The 16,752-nt window shown below is 65.2% G+C and carries 14 protein-coding genes and 1 pseudogene; all 15 read left to right on the top strand.

Features of this window, described 5'->3' with window-relative positions; all coding sequences use genetic code 11:
* The first annotated feature begins 10 nt into the window (after positions 1 to 10).
* The 15 genes and pseudogenes from HDG34_RS01735 (at position 11) to HDG34_RS01665 (ending at position 16,743) form a co-directional block, all read left to right on the top strand.
* Positions 11 to 331 carry a type IV secretion system protein VirB3 gene (locus tag HDG34_RS01735; protein ID WP_184057236.1) on the top strand — a complete coding sequence of 107 codons (321 nt, stop codon included), beginning with the start codon at positions 11 to 13 and terminating at the stop codon, positions 329 to 331.
* A 1-nt stretch (position 332) separates the two neighbouring features.
* A complete protein-coding gene (locus HDG34_RS01730; protein ID WP_184057234.1) occupies positions 333 to 2,822 on the top strand; it encodes a VirB4 family type IV secretion/conjugal transfer ATPase in 2,490 nt (829 codons plus the stop codon).
* Positions 2,819 to 3,976, top strand: a complete 1,158-nt coding sequence (locus HDG34_RS01725; RefSeq protein ID WP_184057232.1) for a type IV secretion system protein — start codon at positions 2,819 to 2,821, stop codon at positions 3,974 to 3,976. The genes HDG34_RS01730 and HDG34_RS01725 overlap by 4 nt, the downstream gene beginning before the upstream one ends.
* On the top strand, positions 3,973 to 4,680 hold the full coding sequence (gene virB5 / locus HDG34_RS01720; protein WP_184057230.1) for a P-type DNA transfer protein VirB5: 708 nt from the start codon (positions 3,973 to 3,975) through the stop codon (positions 4,678 to 4,680). The genes HDG34_RS01725 and virB5 overlap by 4 nt, the downstream gene beginning before the upstream one ends.
* A 177-nt stretch (positions 4,681 to 4,857) precedes the next feature.
* The gene (locus HDG34_RS01715) at positions 4,858 to 5,574 is read left to right on the top strand and encodes a virB8 family protein (protein ID WP_184057227.1); all 717 of its coding nucleotides are present in this window, start codon (positions 4,858 to 4,860) and stop codon (positions 5,572 to 5,574) included.
* On the top strand, positions 5,571 to 6,407 hold the full coding sequence (locus HDG34_RS01710) for a TrbG/VirB9 family P-type conjugative transfer protein (protein ID WP_184057226.1): 837 nt from the start codon (positions 5,571 to 5,573) through the stop codon (positions 6,405 to 6,407). Before HDG34_RS01715 ends, HDG34_RS01710 begins: the two co-directional genes overlap by 4 nt.
* On the top strand, positions 6,400 to 7,617 hold the full coding sequence (virB10, locus tag HDG34_RS01705) for a type IV secretion system protein VirB10 (RefSeq protein WP_184057223.1): 1,218 nt from the start codon (positions 6,400 to 6,402) through the stop codon (positions 7,615 to 7,617). Before HDG34_RS01710 ends, virB10 begins: the two co-directional genes overlap by 8 nt.
* Positions 7,614 to 8,741: a P-type DNA transfer ATPase VirB11 gene (virB11, locus tag HDG34_RS01700; protein ID WP_184057220.1), complete on the top strand. Its 1,128-nt coding sequence runs from the start codon at positions 7,614 to 7,616 to the stop codon at positions 8,739 to 8,741. Before virB10 ends, virB11 begins: the two co-directional genes overlap by 4 nt.
* 14 nt (positions 8,742 to 8,755) lie before the next feature.
* On the top strand, positions 8,756 to 9,157 hold the full coding sequence (locus tag HDG34_RS01695) for a hypothetical protein (protein WP_184057218.1): 402 nt from the start codon (positions 8,756 to 8,758) through the stop codon (positions 9,155 to 9,157).
* Complete coding sequence (locus tag HDG34_RS01690) at positions 9,154 to 10,935, top strand: type IV secretory system conjugative DNA transfer family protein (RefSeq protein ID WP_184057216.1); 1,782 nt, start codon at positions 9,154 to 9,156, stop codon at positions 10,933 to 10,935. The genes HDG34_RS01695 and HDG34_RS01690 overlap by 4 nt, the downstream gene beginning before the upstream one ends.
* On the top strand, positions 10,932 to 12,818 hold the full coding sequence (locus HDG34_RS01685) for a PriCT-2 domain-containing protein (RefSeq protein WP_184057214.1): 1,887 nt from the start codon (positions 10,932 to 10,934) through the stop codon (positions 12,816 to 12,818). Before HDG34_RS01690 ends, HDG34_RS01685 begins: the two co-directional genes overlap by 4 nt.
* Positions 12,819 to 12,860: 42 nt before the next feature.
* The gene (locus tag HDG34_RS01680) at positions 12,861 to 14,417 is read left to right on the top strand and encodes an LPD7 domain-containing protein (RefSeq protein ID WP_184057212.1); all 1,557 of its coding nucleotides are present in this window, start codon (positions 12,861 to 12,863) and stop codon (positions 14,415 to 14,417) included.
* 10 nt (positions 14,418 to 14,427) lie between these two features.
* Positions 14,428 to 14,955: a plasmid stabilization protein gene (locus HDG34_RS01675; protein ID WP_184057210.1), complete on the top strand. Its 528-nt coding sequence runs from the start codon at positions 14,428 to 14,430 to the stop codon at positions 14,953 to 14,955.
* Position 14,956: 1 nt separating this feature from the next.
* On the top strand, positions 14,957 to 16,006 hold the full coding sequence (locus HDG34_RS01670) for a relaxase/mobilization nuclease domain-containing protein (protein WP_184057208.1): 1,050 nt from the start codon (positions 14,957 to 14,959) through the stop codon (positions 16,004 to 16,006).
* A 15-nt stretch (positions 16,007 to 16,021) separates the two neighbouring features.
* Positions 16,022 to 16,743, top strand: a pseudogene (locus HDG34_RS01665) (DNA adenine methylase).
* The last annotated feature ends 9 nt before the right edge of the window (positions 16,744 to 16,752 follow it).

Genomic DNA, 16,752 nt, shown 5'->3' with positions numbered 1-16,752 from the left:
GGAGGCGCACATGGACCAGCTCAGGGATCCCGTCTTCAAGGGCTGCACACGACCCGCGATGCTGTGGGGCGTGCCGCTTGTGCCGTTCCTGATGATGGGCGGCAGCATCCTGATTCCGGCGATCTGGGCGCTGCTCGCAAGCCCGCCGGTGGGCGTCGGCATCGTGCTGCTCCTCGTTCCGGTGTTCGTGACGATGCGTTCGGTCACGCGGCACGACGACCAGCGGCTTGCGCAGTGTGTGCTGTGTGTTCGTATGGCGTTTCGCCAGCGTAATCGCCGCTTGTGGGGCGCGCACACCTACGTGCCGGTTCGCGTCAAGAGGAGGGGCTAACATGGCTGCGCAACCGCACCTCATCGATGTGGCCGAACGCGAGGTCGTGCTCGCGGACTTCGTGCCGTTCTCATCGCACGTGACCGACCACGTGATCCGCACGCGGGAAGGCGACTATCTGCGCGTGTGGAAGATCGCCGGCATTGCCTTCGAGGCGGCCGATCCAGGTGACATCCTGGTGCGTCACGAAGGGTTCAACCAGCTCGTGCGCAGCCTGCCGGGTGGCCATGTGGGACTCTGGTCCCATCGGCTCCGCCGGCGCGTGACTGACCACTTCGCCACGCCTTACGGCAACCCGTTCTGCCAGGAGCTTGCCACACGGTACTACGCGAGCTTTGCGGGCTACCGGATGATGTCCAACGAGCTGTACCTGACGGTCGTCTACCGGCCGCACCGCACACGTCTGGGGCGCATCTTCAGTCACGCAGCCCGTCGCACCGCCGACGATATCAGGCGGGACGTGTATGAGGCGCTGAAGGTGATGGCGGAACTCGCCGCGCAGGTCGAATCGGGCCTGAAACCGTGGGATCCGGTGGCCCTTGGCGTCTACAGGAACCAGGTTCGCGACGCGAAGCGGATCCACCACACGCAGCGGCCCGTGCGTTTCTCGGCGGCACTGGCGTTTCTGGGTTATCTCGTCAACGCCGCCTGGGAGCCCGTGCCGGTGCCGTCAGGCCGCATTGCCGAGGCACTGCCGACGTCGAGACTTTTCTTCCGCACCGAGAAGGTCGAGATCCGCATGCCGGGCGCAACGCGCTACGCGGCGCTGCTCGACCTGAAGGACTACCCGGAAGAAACGGAGCCCGGGATGCTCGACGGTCTGCTCTACGGCGACTTCGAGTACATCGAGACGCAGAGCTTCACGATCCTTGACCGTCCCACGGCAAAGGAAGCGCTTGAGCGACAGCGCAACCAGCTGATTGCCGGCGAGGACGTCGCGGTGTCACAGGTCGAGGCGATGGACCAGGCGCTGAACGACCTGATCAATGGCGATTTCGTCCTAGGCGAATACCATTATTCGCTTGCCGTGCTCGGGGACCGCCCGGACGAGGTAGCGCGGCACGTGGCGAAGGCGCGCACGCAGCTCGCGGACGTGGGCGTCCAGACCGCGCTCGTCGACCTCGTGGCGGACGCGGCGTGGTTCGCGCAGCTGCCCGGCAACTGGCGCTACCGGCCACGGGAGGCGAAGCTCACCTCGCGCAATTTCTGTGGGCTCGCGAGCCTGCACAACTTCGCGACGGGCAAGCGCGACGGCAACCCGTGGGGCGAGGCAATCACCATTGTCAAGACGCCGAGCGGCCAGCCGCTCTATCTGAACTTCCACGCGACTCCGGAAAAGAAGGAATCGGCCGACGAGAAGGCACTCGCCAACACCCAGATCATTGGGCAGGCGGGCGGGGGCAAGACGGTACTTGAGCTGTTTCTGCTTGCCATGGCGATGAAGTATGGCGTCACGGGCGTTGTCTACGACAAGGACCGCGGTACCGAGATCGCGATCCGCGCGGTGGGCGGCCGCTACACCGTCTTTCACCGGGGTGTCCCGACGGGGCTCAATCCGTTCCAGCTCGAACCGGACGAGGCGGTACTGGATTTCTGGGAGCGCCTCGTGCACCGGCTCGTCGACACGGGTGCACCGCTTTCGGCCAGGGATGAGCTCGACGTTTCGCGTGCCGTGCGGGAAGTGGCCCGCATGGCACAGCCGCTTCGGCGCCTGTCGATGGTGCGGCAGCTGATGCCCAACGTGGGCGAGAACAGCCTGCATGCGCGACTGACCAGGTGGTGTGCGGGCGGCCGGCTCGGCTGGGTGCTGGACAACCCGTCGGACCTGCTGGATTTCAGCCACAACCAGCTCTTCGGCTTCGACGATACAGAACTGCTGGACGATCCGGAGGTGTCGACGCCGGTGACGATGTACCTGCTGCACCTAACCGAAAGCCTGATCGACGGGCGGCGCTTCATCTATGTGATGACCGAGTTCTGGAAGCGCCTCGGGGACCCGGTATTTACGGATTTCGCGAACAACAAGCAGAAGACCATCCGCAAGCAGAACGGTCTGGGCATCTTCGACACGCAGTCGCCGGCGGACGTCCTGCGCAGCCCTATCGCGCGGGCGCTCATCGAGCAGACCGCGACATTCTTCTTCCTGCCCAATCCGCGGGCGGACTACGACGACTACGTGCACGGCTTCAAGCTCACCGAGGCCGAATTCAATATCGTTCGCACGCTTGAGGAGAACAGCCGCCTGTTCCTTGTCAAGCAGGGACACCACTCGGCGATCGGCAGACTGGATCTCGGCGGACTCGGCGACGTGCTCGACGTGCTGTCGGGTACGACGGACAACGTCGAACTGCTCGACGGCATCCGTGCCGAGGTGGGCGACGAACCCGCTGCGTGGCTTCCCGTGTTTCATGAACGGCTGGCGCGACGGCGTGCTGCGGGAGCCGCCCTGAACACGCTGGCCCCGCGTGTGTCGGGAAGAGGTACACGATGAGCGGCCTTTTCACAGCGGTCGGCGGCACGCTCGAAAACGGCATGTCGACGTACGTCACGAGCGTGTCGTCGGCGCTCTCCAGTGCGCTGGTGCCGGTCGTCACGACGGCGCTTACGATCTGGATCATCGTGTACGGGTTCGCCGTGGTGCGCGGCGAGGCCCATGAGTCGGTACCCGCCTTTGCGTGGCGCGGGATGAAGGTGGCCATCATGCTCGCCTTTGCACTCGGTGCGGGCATCTACCAGTCGCAGGTAGTTACTGCGGTGGAGGGCGCTACCTCAGGCCTGGCCCAGACGATCCAGACGGCGGCCGCGAATGCCGGGGCGGGTAATGCCGGCTGCGGAACGGTGAGTGGCGCCAGCGTGACGGGTACGAGCGCGTCCTCCATTTACCAGACCCTCGACTGCTATGACCGGCAGATCGACATCGTGATGGATGCCTACTTCAACAAGGCGACGCACGAAGGCTTCAGCATGGCGGGCATCGTGGCGGGCATCGGCGATTTCTTTTGCGGGCTGGTAGCCGCGCTCGGTGCCTCGGTCTTCCTGATCGTCCTCGCATTCGAGGTGCTGATGGCGAGGATGCTTCTGGAGCTGGTGCTTGGGCTTGGCCCCCTGTTCATCGCATGTGGCGCATTCAGCCCGACAGCCCGCTTCTTCGAGGCATGGACCGCGAAGATTGCGAACTACGCGCTGTTGCAGGTACTCATTGCGGCGTTTCTGGGCATGGCGCTGACCGCGTTCTCCGCCGATCTCGCGCCGTTCCAGGTGACGACCTCGGCACCCGATGCGAATGCGTCCTCGCTGACAGCGGCTGTTCACAGCGCACTCGACAGCGCAGCGTCCTGGGGAGCGGGACTGGGCATGTGCGTCACGGGCCTCCTGCTGGCCACTGTCGGATGGCAACTGCCTGCGGTCGCGTCCGGTCTGGCTGGTGGCGCCACCCTGTCGGGGTTTGGCGCATTCGTTGCGGGATATGCCGCACGCCAGGCGCTTCGCGGCGTCGGTGCCGTCATGCGCTTCGGGCACGGTCCACGCCGGCCGGGCGGAAAGATTTCGGATGGCGGAGCGGGAAGCGGTTCGATGCCAGCCTACCAGCGTGCGGCCCGCGAGCACCTGGGCGATCGGGGAAACGATGGAGAGTCTGCATCATGACCACCTCACATGTACGGCGCGCTCTGATAGCAGGCGCAATCGCCGCGACCGGCTGCCTGTCTTCCGTGGTTCGTGCCCAGGGCATTCCTGTGTTTGACGCACAGAACGTTGTGCAGGCGATCGCGACTGTCGGGCAACTGAAGGAGGAAGTGCAGCAGGAGCTCCAGCTGTATCAGTCGCTCAGTGGCACCCGTGGATTTGGGTCCCTGATGAGCAATCCGGTTCTGTCGAACTCGCTGCCATCGAACTGGCAGTCCGTTTACACGGCGATCGGGAACGGCGGATATGCGGGTCTCACCGGCAGTGCGCAGACGCTGCGCTCGGCGAGCGAGATCTACAACTGCGAGGACCAGAGTGGTGTCGACCAGCAGGTCTGCCAGCGCGCGCTCAACAAGCCGTTCCAGGACAAGGCATTCGGCACACAGGCGTACCAGACGGCGCTCCAGGAGCTCGACCAGATCCAGGGCCTGATGCAGCAGATCGACGTCACGCAGGACCAGAAGGGGATTTCCGAACTGCAGGCTCGCATCCAGATTGAGAGCACGGCGGTCGGCAACGAAATGACGAAGCTGCAGCTTTTCAGGATGCTCGCCGATTCCGAAGACCGGCTCATCGCCGGGCAGCAGCAGGAGCTCGTCTTCAAGCACGCCGGCAATACCGCGCGGTTGCAGGACCAGATGGTACCCGCAAGCTTTGGAAACTGAGTTCGGCAACTGAGGAGATTGACATGGTCCGTTCCATCGCTGCGGTTGTTGTCGTGCAGTTAGTAATGCTCATTAATGGGTGCGCCGGCAGCCCACCTGAACCCGTCCTGCCGGATGGCTCGCACCGTGTTCCGGTGAACCGCGTGCCACCCGTTCCCCCACCGGATGGGGGCAGTCATGAGCAGTGACCGTGACTATCGTCGGGCGCTCGATTTCGAGGTGTCGGTCACGCACCTGCAGGAGCGGTCCGAGCGTCGGGCATGGTACGTGGCCGCGACCTCGGTCGTGGTGGCCATCCTGTGTGCCATCGCATTGGCTGTGATGATCCCCTTCTATCGGCTCGTGCCACTGCCCATCGAGGTTGACCGGCTGACGGGCGAAGCGCAGGTGATCGACGTGCTGGACGCGAAGCACATCCCTATGCGCGACACCGAGGACAAGCACTGGGTCGAGGTGTACGTGGGCTCGCGCGAGCGTTACGACTGGGGCCTGCTGCAGATGGACTACGACCGCGTGCTCGACATGAGCGACGACCGGGTCGCGCGTGATTACCGGGCGATCTACGGCGGACCGGACGCGCTGGACCGGCAGCTTGGGGCAAACGCACAGCGGCGCATCCGCATCCTCTCGACGACGCTCGTGCCGGATGAACCGGGGCATGCCGTCGTGCATATCGAGCGCACGACGTGGAAGAACGGTATCGATAACGTGGAGCCGCCGCAGCGTTTCGTCATCACGTTGGCCTTCACGTACCGGCCATCCGTCTTTACACGCGAGCGCACGGCGATTGAAAACCCGTTCGGCTTCAGGGTGACGGCTTACAGTCGCGATCCCGAATACACCCCTGCGACGTCATCGCCGGCGTCACAGTCGGTCCCGGGAGGTGTGCGATGAGACTGTACAACCTGGTGAGAACCGTTGTGCTGGGGGCCACGCTGGCAGCGCTCTGCGGTGGCGCCCGCGCGTACGACGTGCCCGGCTGGTCCAGCGACCCGCGTGTGCGGCAGGTCGTGTACCGGCAGGACGAGGTGGTGCGGATCATCGCACAGCGCGGTTTCGCGACGCACATCGCGCTCGATCCGGCCGAGCACGTTCTCGTCGTGGCCCCTGGCGACCGGGACGGATGGCAGGTGGTCGCAAACCGGGGTGAGCACGACGTCTACCTCAAGCCCCAGCTCGCCGCGCACGACACGAACCTTGAGGTCCGCACCGACCGACGCAGCTACAGCTTTGACCTCGTGGTGCTGCCGCTCAGGGCCCGGTTCGCCAACGACGAGAAGATGTATCGCATCACCTTCGTCTATCCCGACACGCAAGCCGCGAAGACAAAGGCCGTCGATGATGCTGCCCTCGTACGCGCGCGCCTGGACCAGTCGCCGGTGGTGCGCAATACCGCCTACTCGATGCAGGTGATGCCGAATTCGGAGGATATCGCGCCTACTGCGGCGTGGGATGACGGGCGCTTTACCTATATCCGCATTCCCAACAACCGACGTATCCCTGCGATCTTCCGCGTGGCCGGCAACGACAGCGAAAGCGTCGTCGACCGGCAGATGGAAGACGACGTGATCGTCGTGCATGAGCTCGCGCGACGTTTCGTGCTGCGTCTCGGTGACGAGGTGGTCGGTCTGTGGAACGACGCGTTCGACGTGGACGGGGTGCCGCCTGCGGATGGCACGACGGTGAGCGGTGTGAAGCGTGTCCTGCGGAGCGACGGCCATGAATGAGGAAACGCCGCGCAATGTGATTGCGCCCGAGGTTGTGTCCGAGGGCGACACCGCAAAGGTCGCAGGAACCATAAACGGTGACCTTGCGAACCAGCCAGCCGATCGTGGCATGCCGGAGCTGGGGCAGCAGGGTGGTCGGCCCCGTGCCTGGTGGCTTGCGCCGCTCGTGGTCGTAGCGGTCTTGATCGGCGGAGCGGTCTGGACGATACACGGGTTTCTCGAGCGGCACGATGCGGCTGAAAAGGCCAGACGAGACGCCGTGCAGGACCAGCCGTCCCAGGGGCGGGTGTTCGGCGACGGGACCGTAGCGGCATCAGCAGTTGCCGCAGTGCCAGGCAGCCCGGTCACAGCGAGTGCCGCGGCGTCGGCCCCCGTTGCCGCCGCGACGCCCCACACTCCTGTCCATACCGCGCCGGCTCGCAGCTATTACGACGCGCCGCTGCTCGCCACCGGAAGCACAGGCGGAAGCAATGGTCCCGCCAACGCAGCGGCGGAGCTTGCCGCATCAACACCGGGCGTTTCACCGGGCGCGACTGCTGTGATGGTCAGCCAGCCCCAGGGCAGCAGTCCGCTTGCCCAGGCGCTGACGCCGACCGTGACGCCGAAAGCGCGCGCGGGCTTTCTGGGCAACCGCAGTCTGGTCCTTGCAGAAGGCGCCAAGATCGACTGCGTGGGAGATACCGCGTTCGATTCGACCCAGGCGGGTATCTCGACCTGCACGGTGACGAAGAACGTCTATTCGGATGACGGCCATGTGGTGCTGATTGAACGCGGTTCGCAGATCAACAGCGAGTACCGCTCGAACCTGGCGCCTGGGCAGAAGCGGGTGTTCATCCTCTCGGCCCGCATCAAGACCCCCGAAGGGGTGACGGTCGAGATCGATTCACCGGCCGCGGACGCGCTCGGACGCATGGGCGTGAGCGGCTATGTCAACAACCATTGGGGCGAACGGATCGGCGCGGCCATGCTGCTCGGCATGACGCAGGACGCGATCGGCTATCTCGCGACGCGTGGCGGCAACAGCAACGGCTCGGTGGTGTTCGAGAACACGCAGCAGCAGGGCAATGACATGGCCTCACGTGTACTCGATAGCACCATCAACATCCCGCCCACGCTGTCGCAGAACCAGGGGGCCGAGTTCACGATCGTCGTCGCGCGGGACCTGGACTTCAGTGCGGTCTATGCGCTCGATCCGGAGGGCTCGCGATGAACGCGCCGGCCCACATCCTGAGCGACGCACCTGTGTCAGCCGATGTCCCACTGCCGAGGCTGGCAGAGGACGCGTCGGTACGCGAGCTCATGCGGCCGTTCGCGGGGCTGCTCGATGACCCGACGGTCACGGAGCTGGTGATCAACCGGCCACAACGCGTGCTGACCGAAACCCATCTCGGATGGCATGTGCACGACTGCACGGACCTTGATTTCGAGCGCCTGATGTCGTTCGCGGTCGCGATTGCCACGCTCACGAACCAGGAGGTCTCGGCGCTGCATCCAGTGCTCTCCGCGCTGCTGCCAGGTGATGCGCGCATCCAGATCGTGATCCCGCCGGTGGTACCTCCGCGTACCGTGTCGGTGACGATCCGTCGTCCCTCTTCGCGCGAGAAAACGCTCGATGCGTATGCAGGCGAGGGCCTGTTCGCGCACACCACGTGGCGCCGCCCGGCTGGACTTGATGAGGCGATGCCGGCGCTACGGCCTCTCGATCGCGAACTCGCCAGGTACCTCGAAGCGCGTGATTTCCCGGCCTTCTTCGAGCGGGCGGTGCGCGGGCGGCTGAACCTCGCGATCGTGGGCAACACTGGCTCGGGCAAGACGAGCTTCATGAAGGCGCTGTGCCGGTACATTCCGGCCACCGAACGCATCGTGACGATCGAGGATGTGCGCGAACTCTTCATACGCCACATCGAGAACTGCGTGCACCTGATCTACAGCAAGGGTGGACACGCTCAGGCGCGGGTGACGCCCGCGGACCTGGTCGCCAGCACGATGCGCATGCGCCCCGACCGCGTACTGCTCGCTGAACTGCGCGGCAGCGAGGCGTACGACTTTCTGAAGCTCCTGACCACGGGCCATTCGGGCTCGATCACGAGCTACCACGCATCGAGCGCCCCGGTCGCGATCGAGCGGTTCGCGCTGATGGCGAAGGAACACCCGGAAGCCTCGACGTGGGATGACGCGGCACTGCGCCGGCTGCTCTTCATGACGATCGATGTGGTGGCGCACATGGATGCCACGGCTCTTTTTGATGAGTCAGGTGAGCAGACCGGCCGGCGATGGTCGATGACGGAAATCTGGTTCGATCCGCTGCGTCGCCATCAGGCGGATTTCCGGTGAAAGGAGAGCAGGCCATGGGCATCGGAAAGGCAACCGGAACGGTACGCACAACCAGCAGGGGGGCCGGGTATCACGCGGTGCGCGCGTTGGTCACGCTCGCGATTGTGGCGACTGCTGCTGCCGGTCTGATCCTCGCCCTCTGGCTGGCGTCGTTTTTCTTCGTCGCGAGCCAGCATGCCAATCCGCTTCATGCCGGGTTTCATGCCTGGCCGGATGCGGCGCTGACCTGGTACGACGGACGCCTGCCAGGGCAGGGGCGGCGGCTTGCTGGCACCGCGCTGTTCGGCTTCCTGCTCGCGTTTGGTGCGCCGGCGCTTGGCGCTTACACGCTGCTGGATCGCTCCGGCCGCCGGCGTCTTTATGGCAGCGCGCGGTTCGCAAACGAGGCGGACATCCGCCGGGCAGGGCTGCTATGAGCACGGTGACGACATCAGAAGCATTCAGCGGCCCGCCGCTGGTCGTGGGCGTCTGGCGTGGCCGCTACCTTCGGTTCACGGGCCAGCAGTTCGTGCTGCTTGCGGCGCCAGCACGGTCGGGTAAGGGCGTCGGCATCGTGGTGCCCAACCTGCTGAGCTACCCGGATTCGGTGGTCGTGCTCGATATCAAGCAGGAGAACTTCAACCTCACGGCAGGGTTTCGTCGCGCACACGGCCATGACGTGTACCTGTTCAATCCGTTTGCCGAGGATGGCCGTACGCACCGGTATAACCCGTTGTCGCCGATCCCGGACGGGGTGTTCCGCGTCGGCGATATTCTTGCAATCGGATACGCGCTGTATCCGGTCGGCGGTCACGACGACTTCTGGAAGGATCAGGCCCGCAACCTGTTTCTCGGGATCGTACTGCTGCTATGCGAGTGGCGCGATGCGCGCCGCAGCGGCGACACCGATGTGCCGGACTATCCGGTGACCATGGGCGAGGTGCTGCGGCAGTCGTCCGGTAACGGCATGCCCGTCAAGGTGTATCTCCAGCAGGCGCTGCTGCAGAACCGGCAGCTGCTCACCGGTGCGTGCGTCGACGCGCTGAACCGCTTTCTTGCGAACGACGACAAGGTCCTTGCGAGCATACTCGCGACGTTCAATGCGCCGCTGACGATCTGGGCCAATCCGATCGTTGATGCCGCGACGAGCGCCAATGACTTCGACCTGCGCGACGTGCGCAGGCGCCGCATGTCGGTGTATGTCGGCATCACGCCGGACCATCTGGCCGAGGCCGCGCTGGTCGTCAACCTGGTGTTCTCGCAACTTGTCAATCTGAACACTCGGCAACTGCCCCAGGACAACCCGGAGCTGACGGTACAGTGCCTGATGCTGATGGACGAATTCACGTCGGTCGGCAGGATTCACATCATCGCCCGCGCTGTCGCCTATATGGCGGGATACAACCTGCGGCTGCTTTCGATCGTGCAGTCGATCTCACAGCTTGAATCGGTCTATGGCCGCGCGGACGCGAGGACTTTCGTCACGAATCACGCGATGCAGATCATCTACGCACCACGTGAGCAGAAGGATGCGAACGAATACTCGGAGATGCTCGGCACCTTCACGGACCGCTCGCGCAGTGTGAGCCGGTCGACCGCGATCTTTGGCGGCCGGGGCGGCTCGAGCGAGAGCTTCTGCGAGCAGCGCCGGCCCCTGCTGTTGCCTCAGGAACTGAAGGAACTGGGGCGCGAGAAGGAAATCATCCTGCTCGAAAACACGAAGCCGATCCTGGCCGAACGGATCTGCTACTGGCGTGATCCGGTGTTCACCTCCCGCCTGCGCACGGCGCCAGCCATCCCGGCGATGGATCTCGTGCGTTTTGTGGCTCAGGTCGAACGGCGCGTGAGGGATGTGCAACCCGACGACGTGGATGAAGCCGGCGTGATGCACATTCCGCCGGAGTATCTGGAAGTGCTCCAGGCCTGGGATCCGCGCGACCTGCCACGGCACCTTAACGACATGAGCGACGACGAGGCCGCCGCCTATGCCGAGCGGCATTTCATGCTGCTAGGGGTGCCGGCTGCGCGCATTGCCGTCGCGGCGCGGCGGCTGTCGCCGTCTGATCTCGATGTCGCGGAACTGCGCCCCTCGGATGGCACGCTTAGGCGGAAGTCTGCGCGCGCCGCGGGCGCATCTCGCACCCAGCGCGGGCGAGCTGCATCGCATGTGGGTGACAGTTCGAATGTCGTGCCGCTTCACCGAGAACGCCAATGAATGCCCGGTACCTGAGTGAAGAGGAGCGTGCGCGCGCGGCACTGGCCACGATTCCAGCCGAAGACTACACCACCTGGGTCGACATGGCGTTCGCGCTCAAGCAGGGATTCGGCGCGGCCGGCTTCGACATCTGGGACGAATGGAGCCGCACCGCCCACAACTATAGCGAGCGTGCGGCGCGGGTGACGTGGCGCTCGGCCGGAGAGTCGGGCGGCAAGACACTCGCGTCGCTCTTCTGGCTGGCGCAGCAGCACGGCTTCGATGTCAGGGCGTCGCGCGCGGCGATGGAACCGACGGACCGACCGCGCGTGCCATCAGCGCGTCCGTCCGTGGACCAGGCGCAGCAGGAGGGCATAGTTGAGGCGCGTGTGCGTTCGCGACAGGCGGCCGTCGCGCGGGAGGCACTGGCGATCTGGAAGTGGGCACGGCCGGTGGGGCCCGGACATCCGTATCTCGAACGCAAGCAGGTCAGGGCTGTCCCCACGCTGCGCGAACTCGAGGCCGAGGAACTGCATGCGCTGCTCGGATATGCGCCGCGCAGTGCCGAGGAGCCGCTCACCGGCCGCGTGCTGGTGGTGCCGGTCCGCATCGGCGAGACCCTTTCGACACTGGAACTGATCGATGCCGAAGGACGCAAGTCTGCGCTGGCCGGTGGTGCCAAGTCGGGCGGCTACTGGGTGGTTGAACCGGGCCAGTTTCGCGAGGGTGCGGTCACGCCGATCCTGATCGCCGAAGGGGTGGCAACGGCACTGGCAGTCTGGCAGGCGACCGGCTGGTTCAGCGTCGCCGCGCTGTCGAGCGGCAACCTGCGGCCGGTGGCAGCGATGTGGCGCGGCCGTTACCCGGAAGGGGAGATCGCGGTGCTCGCCGATCTCGGTGCCGGGTATGAACATGCGAAGCAGGCCGCGCTCGGCACGTCGTCGCTGCTGGCAGAACCGCACTTTGCACCGGAGGCCCGCATTGTCGGCGAGATGCCGACTGACTTCGATGACATGACCGTGCTGTCCGGATCCCGTGCCGTTGGTGAGCTTTTAAGGCAGTCACTCTACGAGGCGCCTGGGCGGGCGGTTGTGGATGCGGAGGTGACTGGACAGGCCATGGCTGAAGACGGATCGGGCGATGCACTGAAGGAGGGTGAAATGGGTAACGTGAAAGAGAAGCTCGTGGGTGACGCAGAGGCGTCGGGCCGGCGTCGTACCTCGCGTCGGCGGGCGGCGAATCAGGACGCGCCAGGACTGGCGCTGCAGGAAAACCCGGCGCCTGCAGCCGGGCAGGCACAGTCCCAACCGCCGGAACAGGACCGGCGCGTGACCAAGGCGCCGAACGTTGAGTCTCCACCAGCGCGTGCGCCGGATGCGCCGGTGCGCCGTCAGGTGGGCGAACCGCTGTATGGACTCGACGAGGTGCCGGGCGAGATCAAGGCGCTGGCCCAGCATCGTTTCGGCGCACAGATCCGCATGGCGACGCCCCGTGAGAATGGTGGTCCGTACCGTGGCGAGGTGTTCAACACCGAGCACTACCTGATCCAGGAAGTGTCGACGCGTAGCGTGGTATTCCACGCGAAGGCGAGTGTGGAATTCGTCTCGGACCGGCTGCGGTGGATGGACGAAAACCAGCGCCTCAATGGGGCGGAGGTGCAGGTTGGCTACGACGGCAACCACGGGAAGGTGTATCCGTGGGACCGTGCGCGCGATCTGTTCGAGCGCACGGTTGCATCCCTGAAGAAGTCCGCACGCGAGGTGGGTTTCGGCAACGACCTCGATGCGACACTCGACCAGTTGCAGGGCGTGTCATGGACGCGGGTGAGGGAAGCACGGGCAGCCGCCCTCGCGCAGTCGAAGGAGCGCGCCGGCCGCGAACAGGGTGAAGGGCAGCAACGCTGATCGCGCGCGACGCTGTGTCAGCCAGCGACCAGAGGGAGATCCATGATGGATGAAACCACAACCTCGACCGGCACGCCTGCGGACGATCCGGTTATCAACGTGATCGAACCAGATCCGCCGCCGCTTCAGGATCCGCAGGGCGGCGCTGCGGGCGCAGACCGCTTCGACCAGACGGCGGCCGATGCGCTGGGCGCACGCCGGCGCCGCGAGTTCGATGCCGCGCGGGCGCGGCTGCGCGATCAGGCCATCCAGGCGGAGGCCCCGCCGCAGGTTGCGGCACGGCAACCGACATCGGAAGCGACGCCGCTTGGCAGCGACGATGCGGCCGCCATGCGATGGGCGCCGCTTGGGAATCCGCCAGAGACAGTGCGAAAGCGCTACCTGCGGGCGGGCAATCAGTATTTCCTGAAGGATGCGCCGCATCAGCTCGCATTCGAGGACATCGGTCCCTGCCTGGTGACGGAACACAACCGGCCGGACGTCGTTGAGTCGATGGTGGACATGGTTCGTGCCAAGGCCTGGGGGCGCGTGCGGGTGTCAGGCCACGAGCAGTTCCGGCGCGAGGTGTGGGTCCGGGCGATGCTGCTCGGCATCGAGGTGAGCGGATACGAGCCGAAGGCAGTCGACCTGGCGCGTCTGGCCGAAGGTCGTCGTGACCGGATGACGAACCGCATTGACGTGTCGCAAACGGCTGAGGCTGCGCGGGTTCCTGCGGATTCTCCGAAAGCGCCTGCGGTGACGGCTGGTCCCGCGGAATCGCAGGCGGCGCAACCAGCGAAGCGCGATGCCTCCCGGCAACTGGAGAAGGGCGCCGCCGCGCGACCGGCGGCTGGCGAACCGCCGCATGCTGCTCCAGCCGCCGAAACCGGGCCACACGTTGCTGAATCTGAGGGGCAGGAGCGTCAGCGCTACGTGGGCGAACTGGTCGAGTACGGCGGCGCGCCCTATCAGCACAATCCTGCGCGCAGTGACTCGTATTACGTTGTCTATCGCGATGCGGGTGGTGCGGACCGTGTCGTCTGGGGTGTGGATCTGGAGCGGGCCGTTGCGGAGTCCGGCGCACTCCCCGGACAGCAGGCGATGCTTGAAAACCTTGGCCGGCGTCTCGTGACGGTGATGGTGCCGGTTCTCGACGCGACGGGAAATGTGATTGGCGAAGAGGAAAAGGAGGTCTATCGCAATACGTGGCAGGTCGATGTCGTGGGGAATGAGCCGACGCAGTCGCGTCGCGAGGCGTCCGACAGTAGGGGCGAGGCGGGAAGGAGCGGGACTGCGCGGCCGGTAACTCCGCAGCACACCCAAGCCGTGCGGCGTGAAACTCCCGTCGCGTCACCCGAAGAGCACGCCGTGCAGATGGCTGTACTGACCGCCGCGATGCGGCAGCAGGGTTTCAGCGAGCCATCCATTACGCGCGTGCAGCAGCACGCGCAACGGCTGCTGGCCGCGTTCGTGGCGGAGGGCGTCACCGTGCCGCGACCGCGCGTGTTTGATCCCGAGGCCCCTTCCGCACGGAACCGCCGCACTCGCACGGCAGCGCAGCGCGTCCCGACCCGCGAGGTCGAACGTTGTCCGGCAGAACCGGCGCCTCCGTCCCTGTAGGAGCACGCGCATGACCACGCGTATGCGACTGTGTGTGGATCTCGGGCCGGCGAAGTCACGCTGGGAGGCGTGGTGCATCCTTCACGGCGTCACGGCGGCCGATGGTGTGCGGCAACTGGTCCACGGTGTGCTGGGGCAGGACGAGTCGCCGGACGGGTTCGCCGGGCATGAAGGCCATTTTCCGGTCGACGGGCATCGCGAACGCATCGAAGTTCGCCTCACACAGGAGGAACTCGAAGCGGCCCGACAGCGTGCATTGGCAAGTGGACTGAATGTCAACCGCTGGGTGGTTGCCGTGATCCGCGCGCAGCTTGTGCACGAGCCGCAACTGGGCGAGCGGGAGATGCGACTGCTTGCAGATTCAAACCAGCATCTGGCCACGATCGTGACGTTGCTCGGACGGTTGCAGGCGCATGGTGATGCGCGCGACGCGGCGCACATGACGCACATGATCGAGGGCGCCCGTGCCGTGATCGATACGCACTTGCGTGCAGTCATGCTGGTGTTGCGCGCCAATCTCGATCGCTGGAGCCGCTAGCATGCCTTTTCCGAAGACATACGTCGATCAGATGCTGCTGAACTGGGGTGACCGGCTCTTTCACGATCCGCTGCGGCACGTGCGGGCGCCGCGTGTGTCGCGCGGCGAACTCCAGCGGGATGTGCGACACATGCGCGAGCAGCTCGCCCGCACGCTCAGGCGTATCCCCGAGGTGATGGTCAAGATCACGAACAAGACGTCGAGCGCGCAGGGCATGGGCGCTGTGCGCCGTCATCTGCGCTACATCTCGCGCAACGGTAAGGTGGAACTCGAGGACCAGGACGGGATGACCGTGCTGGGTCGCGAGGCGCTGCACGATCTCGCGGATGCGTGGCACCTCGGTGGATGGGGTATTCCAGAGGAAAGCCGCAGGCGGGAGGTGTTCAACGTTTTGCTGTCAATGCCACCGGGGACGGACCGGCAGGCGGTGCGCAACGCCGCGCGCGCGTTCGCGGCTGCGGAATTCGGTGACGGCAGACGGTATGTCTTTGCGGCGCACGATGACGAAGCGCACCCGCACGTGCATCTGAGCGTGCAGGTACGCGGGCCGGACGGCAGGCGGCTCAACCCGCGCAGGAAGGACCTGCAACGTTGGCGCGAACGGTTTGCCGGGCAGTTGCGGGAGCACGGCGTTGAGGCAAACGCGACGCCGCGACTCGCCCGTGGCGAAACGCGGCGCTATCCGAAACAGGCTGTCGTGCATCTGAGCGCGCGCGGAGAAATACCACGTTACTGGCGATCGGGGCTGGACGAGCCGACCCGCCTTGCCTTGTGGCACGCACACGCTGGGCCGCTCGAAGCATGGCAAGGCGTCGTTCACGCGATGGCTGGCTCGCAGAGTGCTGATGACCGGAGCCTGGCGGAAATGATCACAGACTTCGTGCAGACGATGCCGGTCCAGCACGACCGGCCCGACACCGGACGCACCGGCCGGAATGAAGGAATACGTCGGCGTAGCTCAATGCGTGAGCGTGGATTACGTCGCACGGACCGCGGTGAGACCCAGCAGGAACTGTTTCTGGACGACCTGGATGTCCGCGTGGAGCGGTGAGCAGAGGAGATGTGAATGGCGATGCCGATCATTCTGTGGATAGGCGGCAAGCGGCGGCTCGCGGACATACTCATTCCGCGGTTTCCGGCCCACAGCTGTTACGTTGAGGTCTTCGCGGGTGCAGCGGCGCTCTTCTTCATGCGGCCGCCCGCGGCGGTCGAAGTCCTGAACGACGTGAACGATGAGCTCGTGAACCTGTACCGCGTGGTGCAGCATCACCTCGAAGAGTCACACACTGACCGACATCCAGCGTGCAGCGCGCTTCTACTACCTCCAGCAGAACTGATTCGGCGGCCGGGTTGAAGGGCGGACTTTCGGTACCGCGACGACCTCGTCGCCGGGGCTCAATCTGTTGCGCCTGGAGGGGACGCTTTCGGCGGCCCATCTCAGGGTGTCGGGAGCGTATATCGAAAAGCTGGACTGGCATGCCTGCATGGACCGATACGATCGGCCACACACTTTTTTCTATCTTGCCCCCCATACTGGGAAACAGAGGGCTGCGGCCTGCCGTTTGAATTTGAACAGTACGAGCGTATGGCGGGAATGCTGGGCGGGTTGCGGGGCGGGCGATCCTGACGCTCAATAACGACCCGGCGATGAGGGCGTTGTTCGCGCAGTTTGATATGGAATGCGTCGATATCCAGTACACCGTTGGCGGTGTAGGAAATACCGCGCCGCGCAGCGAACTCATTATCTACAGCGGGGACCGGTCGAAAGACCCTGTCGGACCATTCTGACATTGGTAA

Source organism: Paraburkholderia sp. HC6.4b (assembly GCF_014200875.1).
Classification (GTDB): domain Bacteria; phylum Pseudomonadota; class Gammaproteobacteria; order Burkholderiales; family Burkholderiaceae; genus Paraburkholderia; species Paraburkholderia tuberum.
The sequence above is the reverse complement of the archived record's forward strand: the minus strand, read 5'-3'. Positions and strand labels throughout refer to the sequence as shown.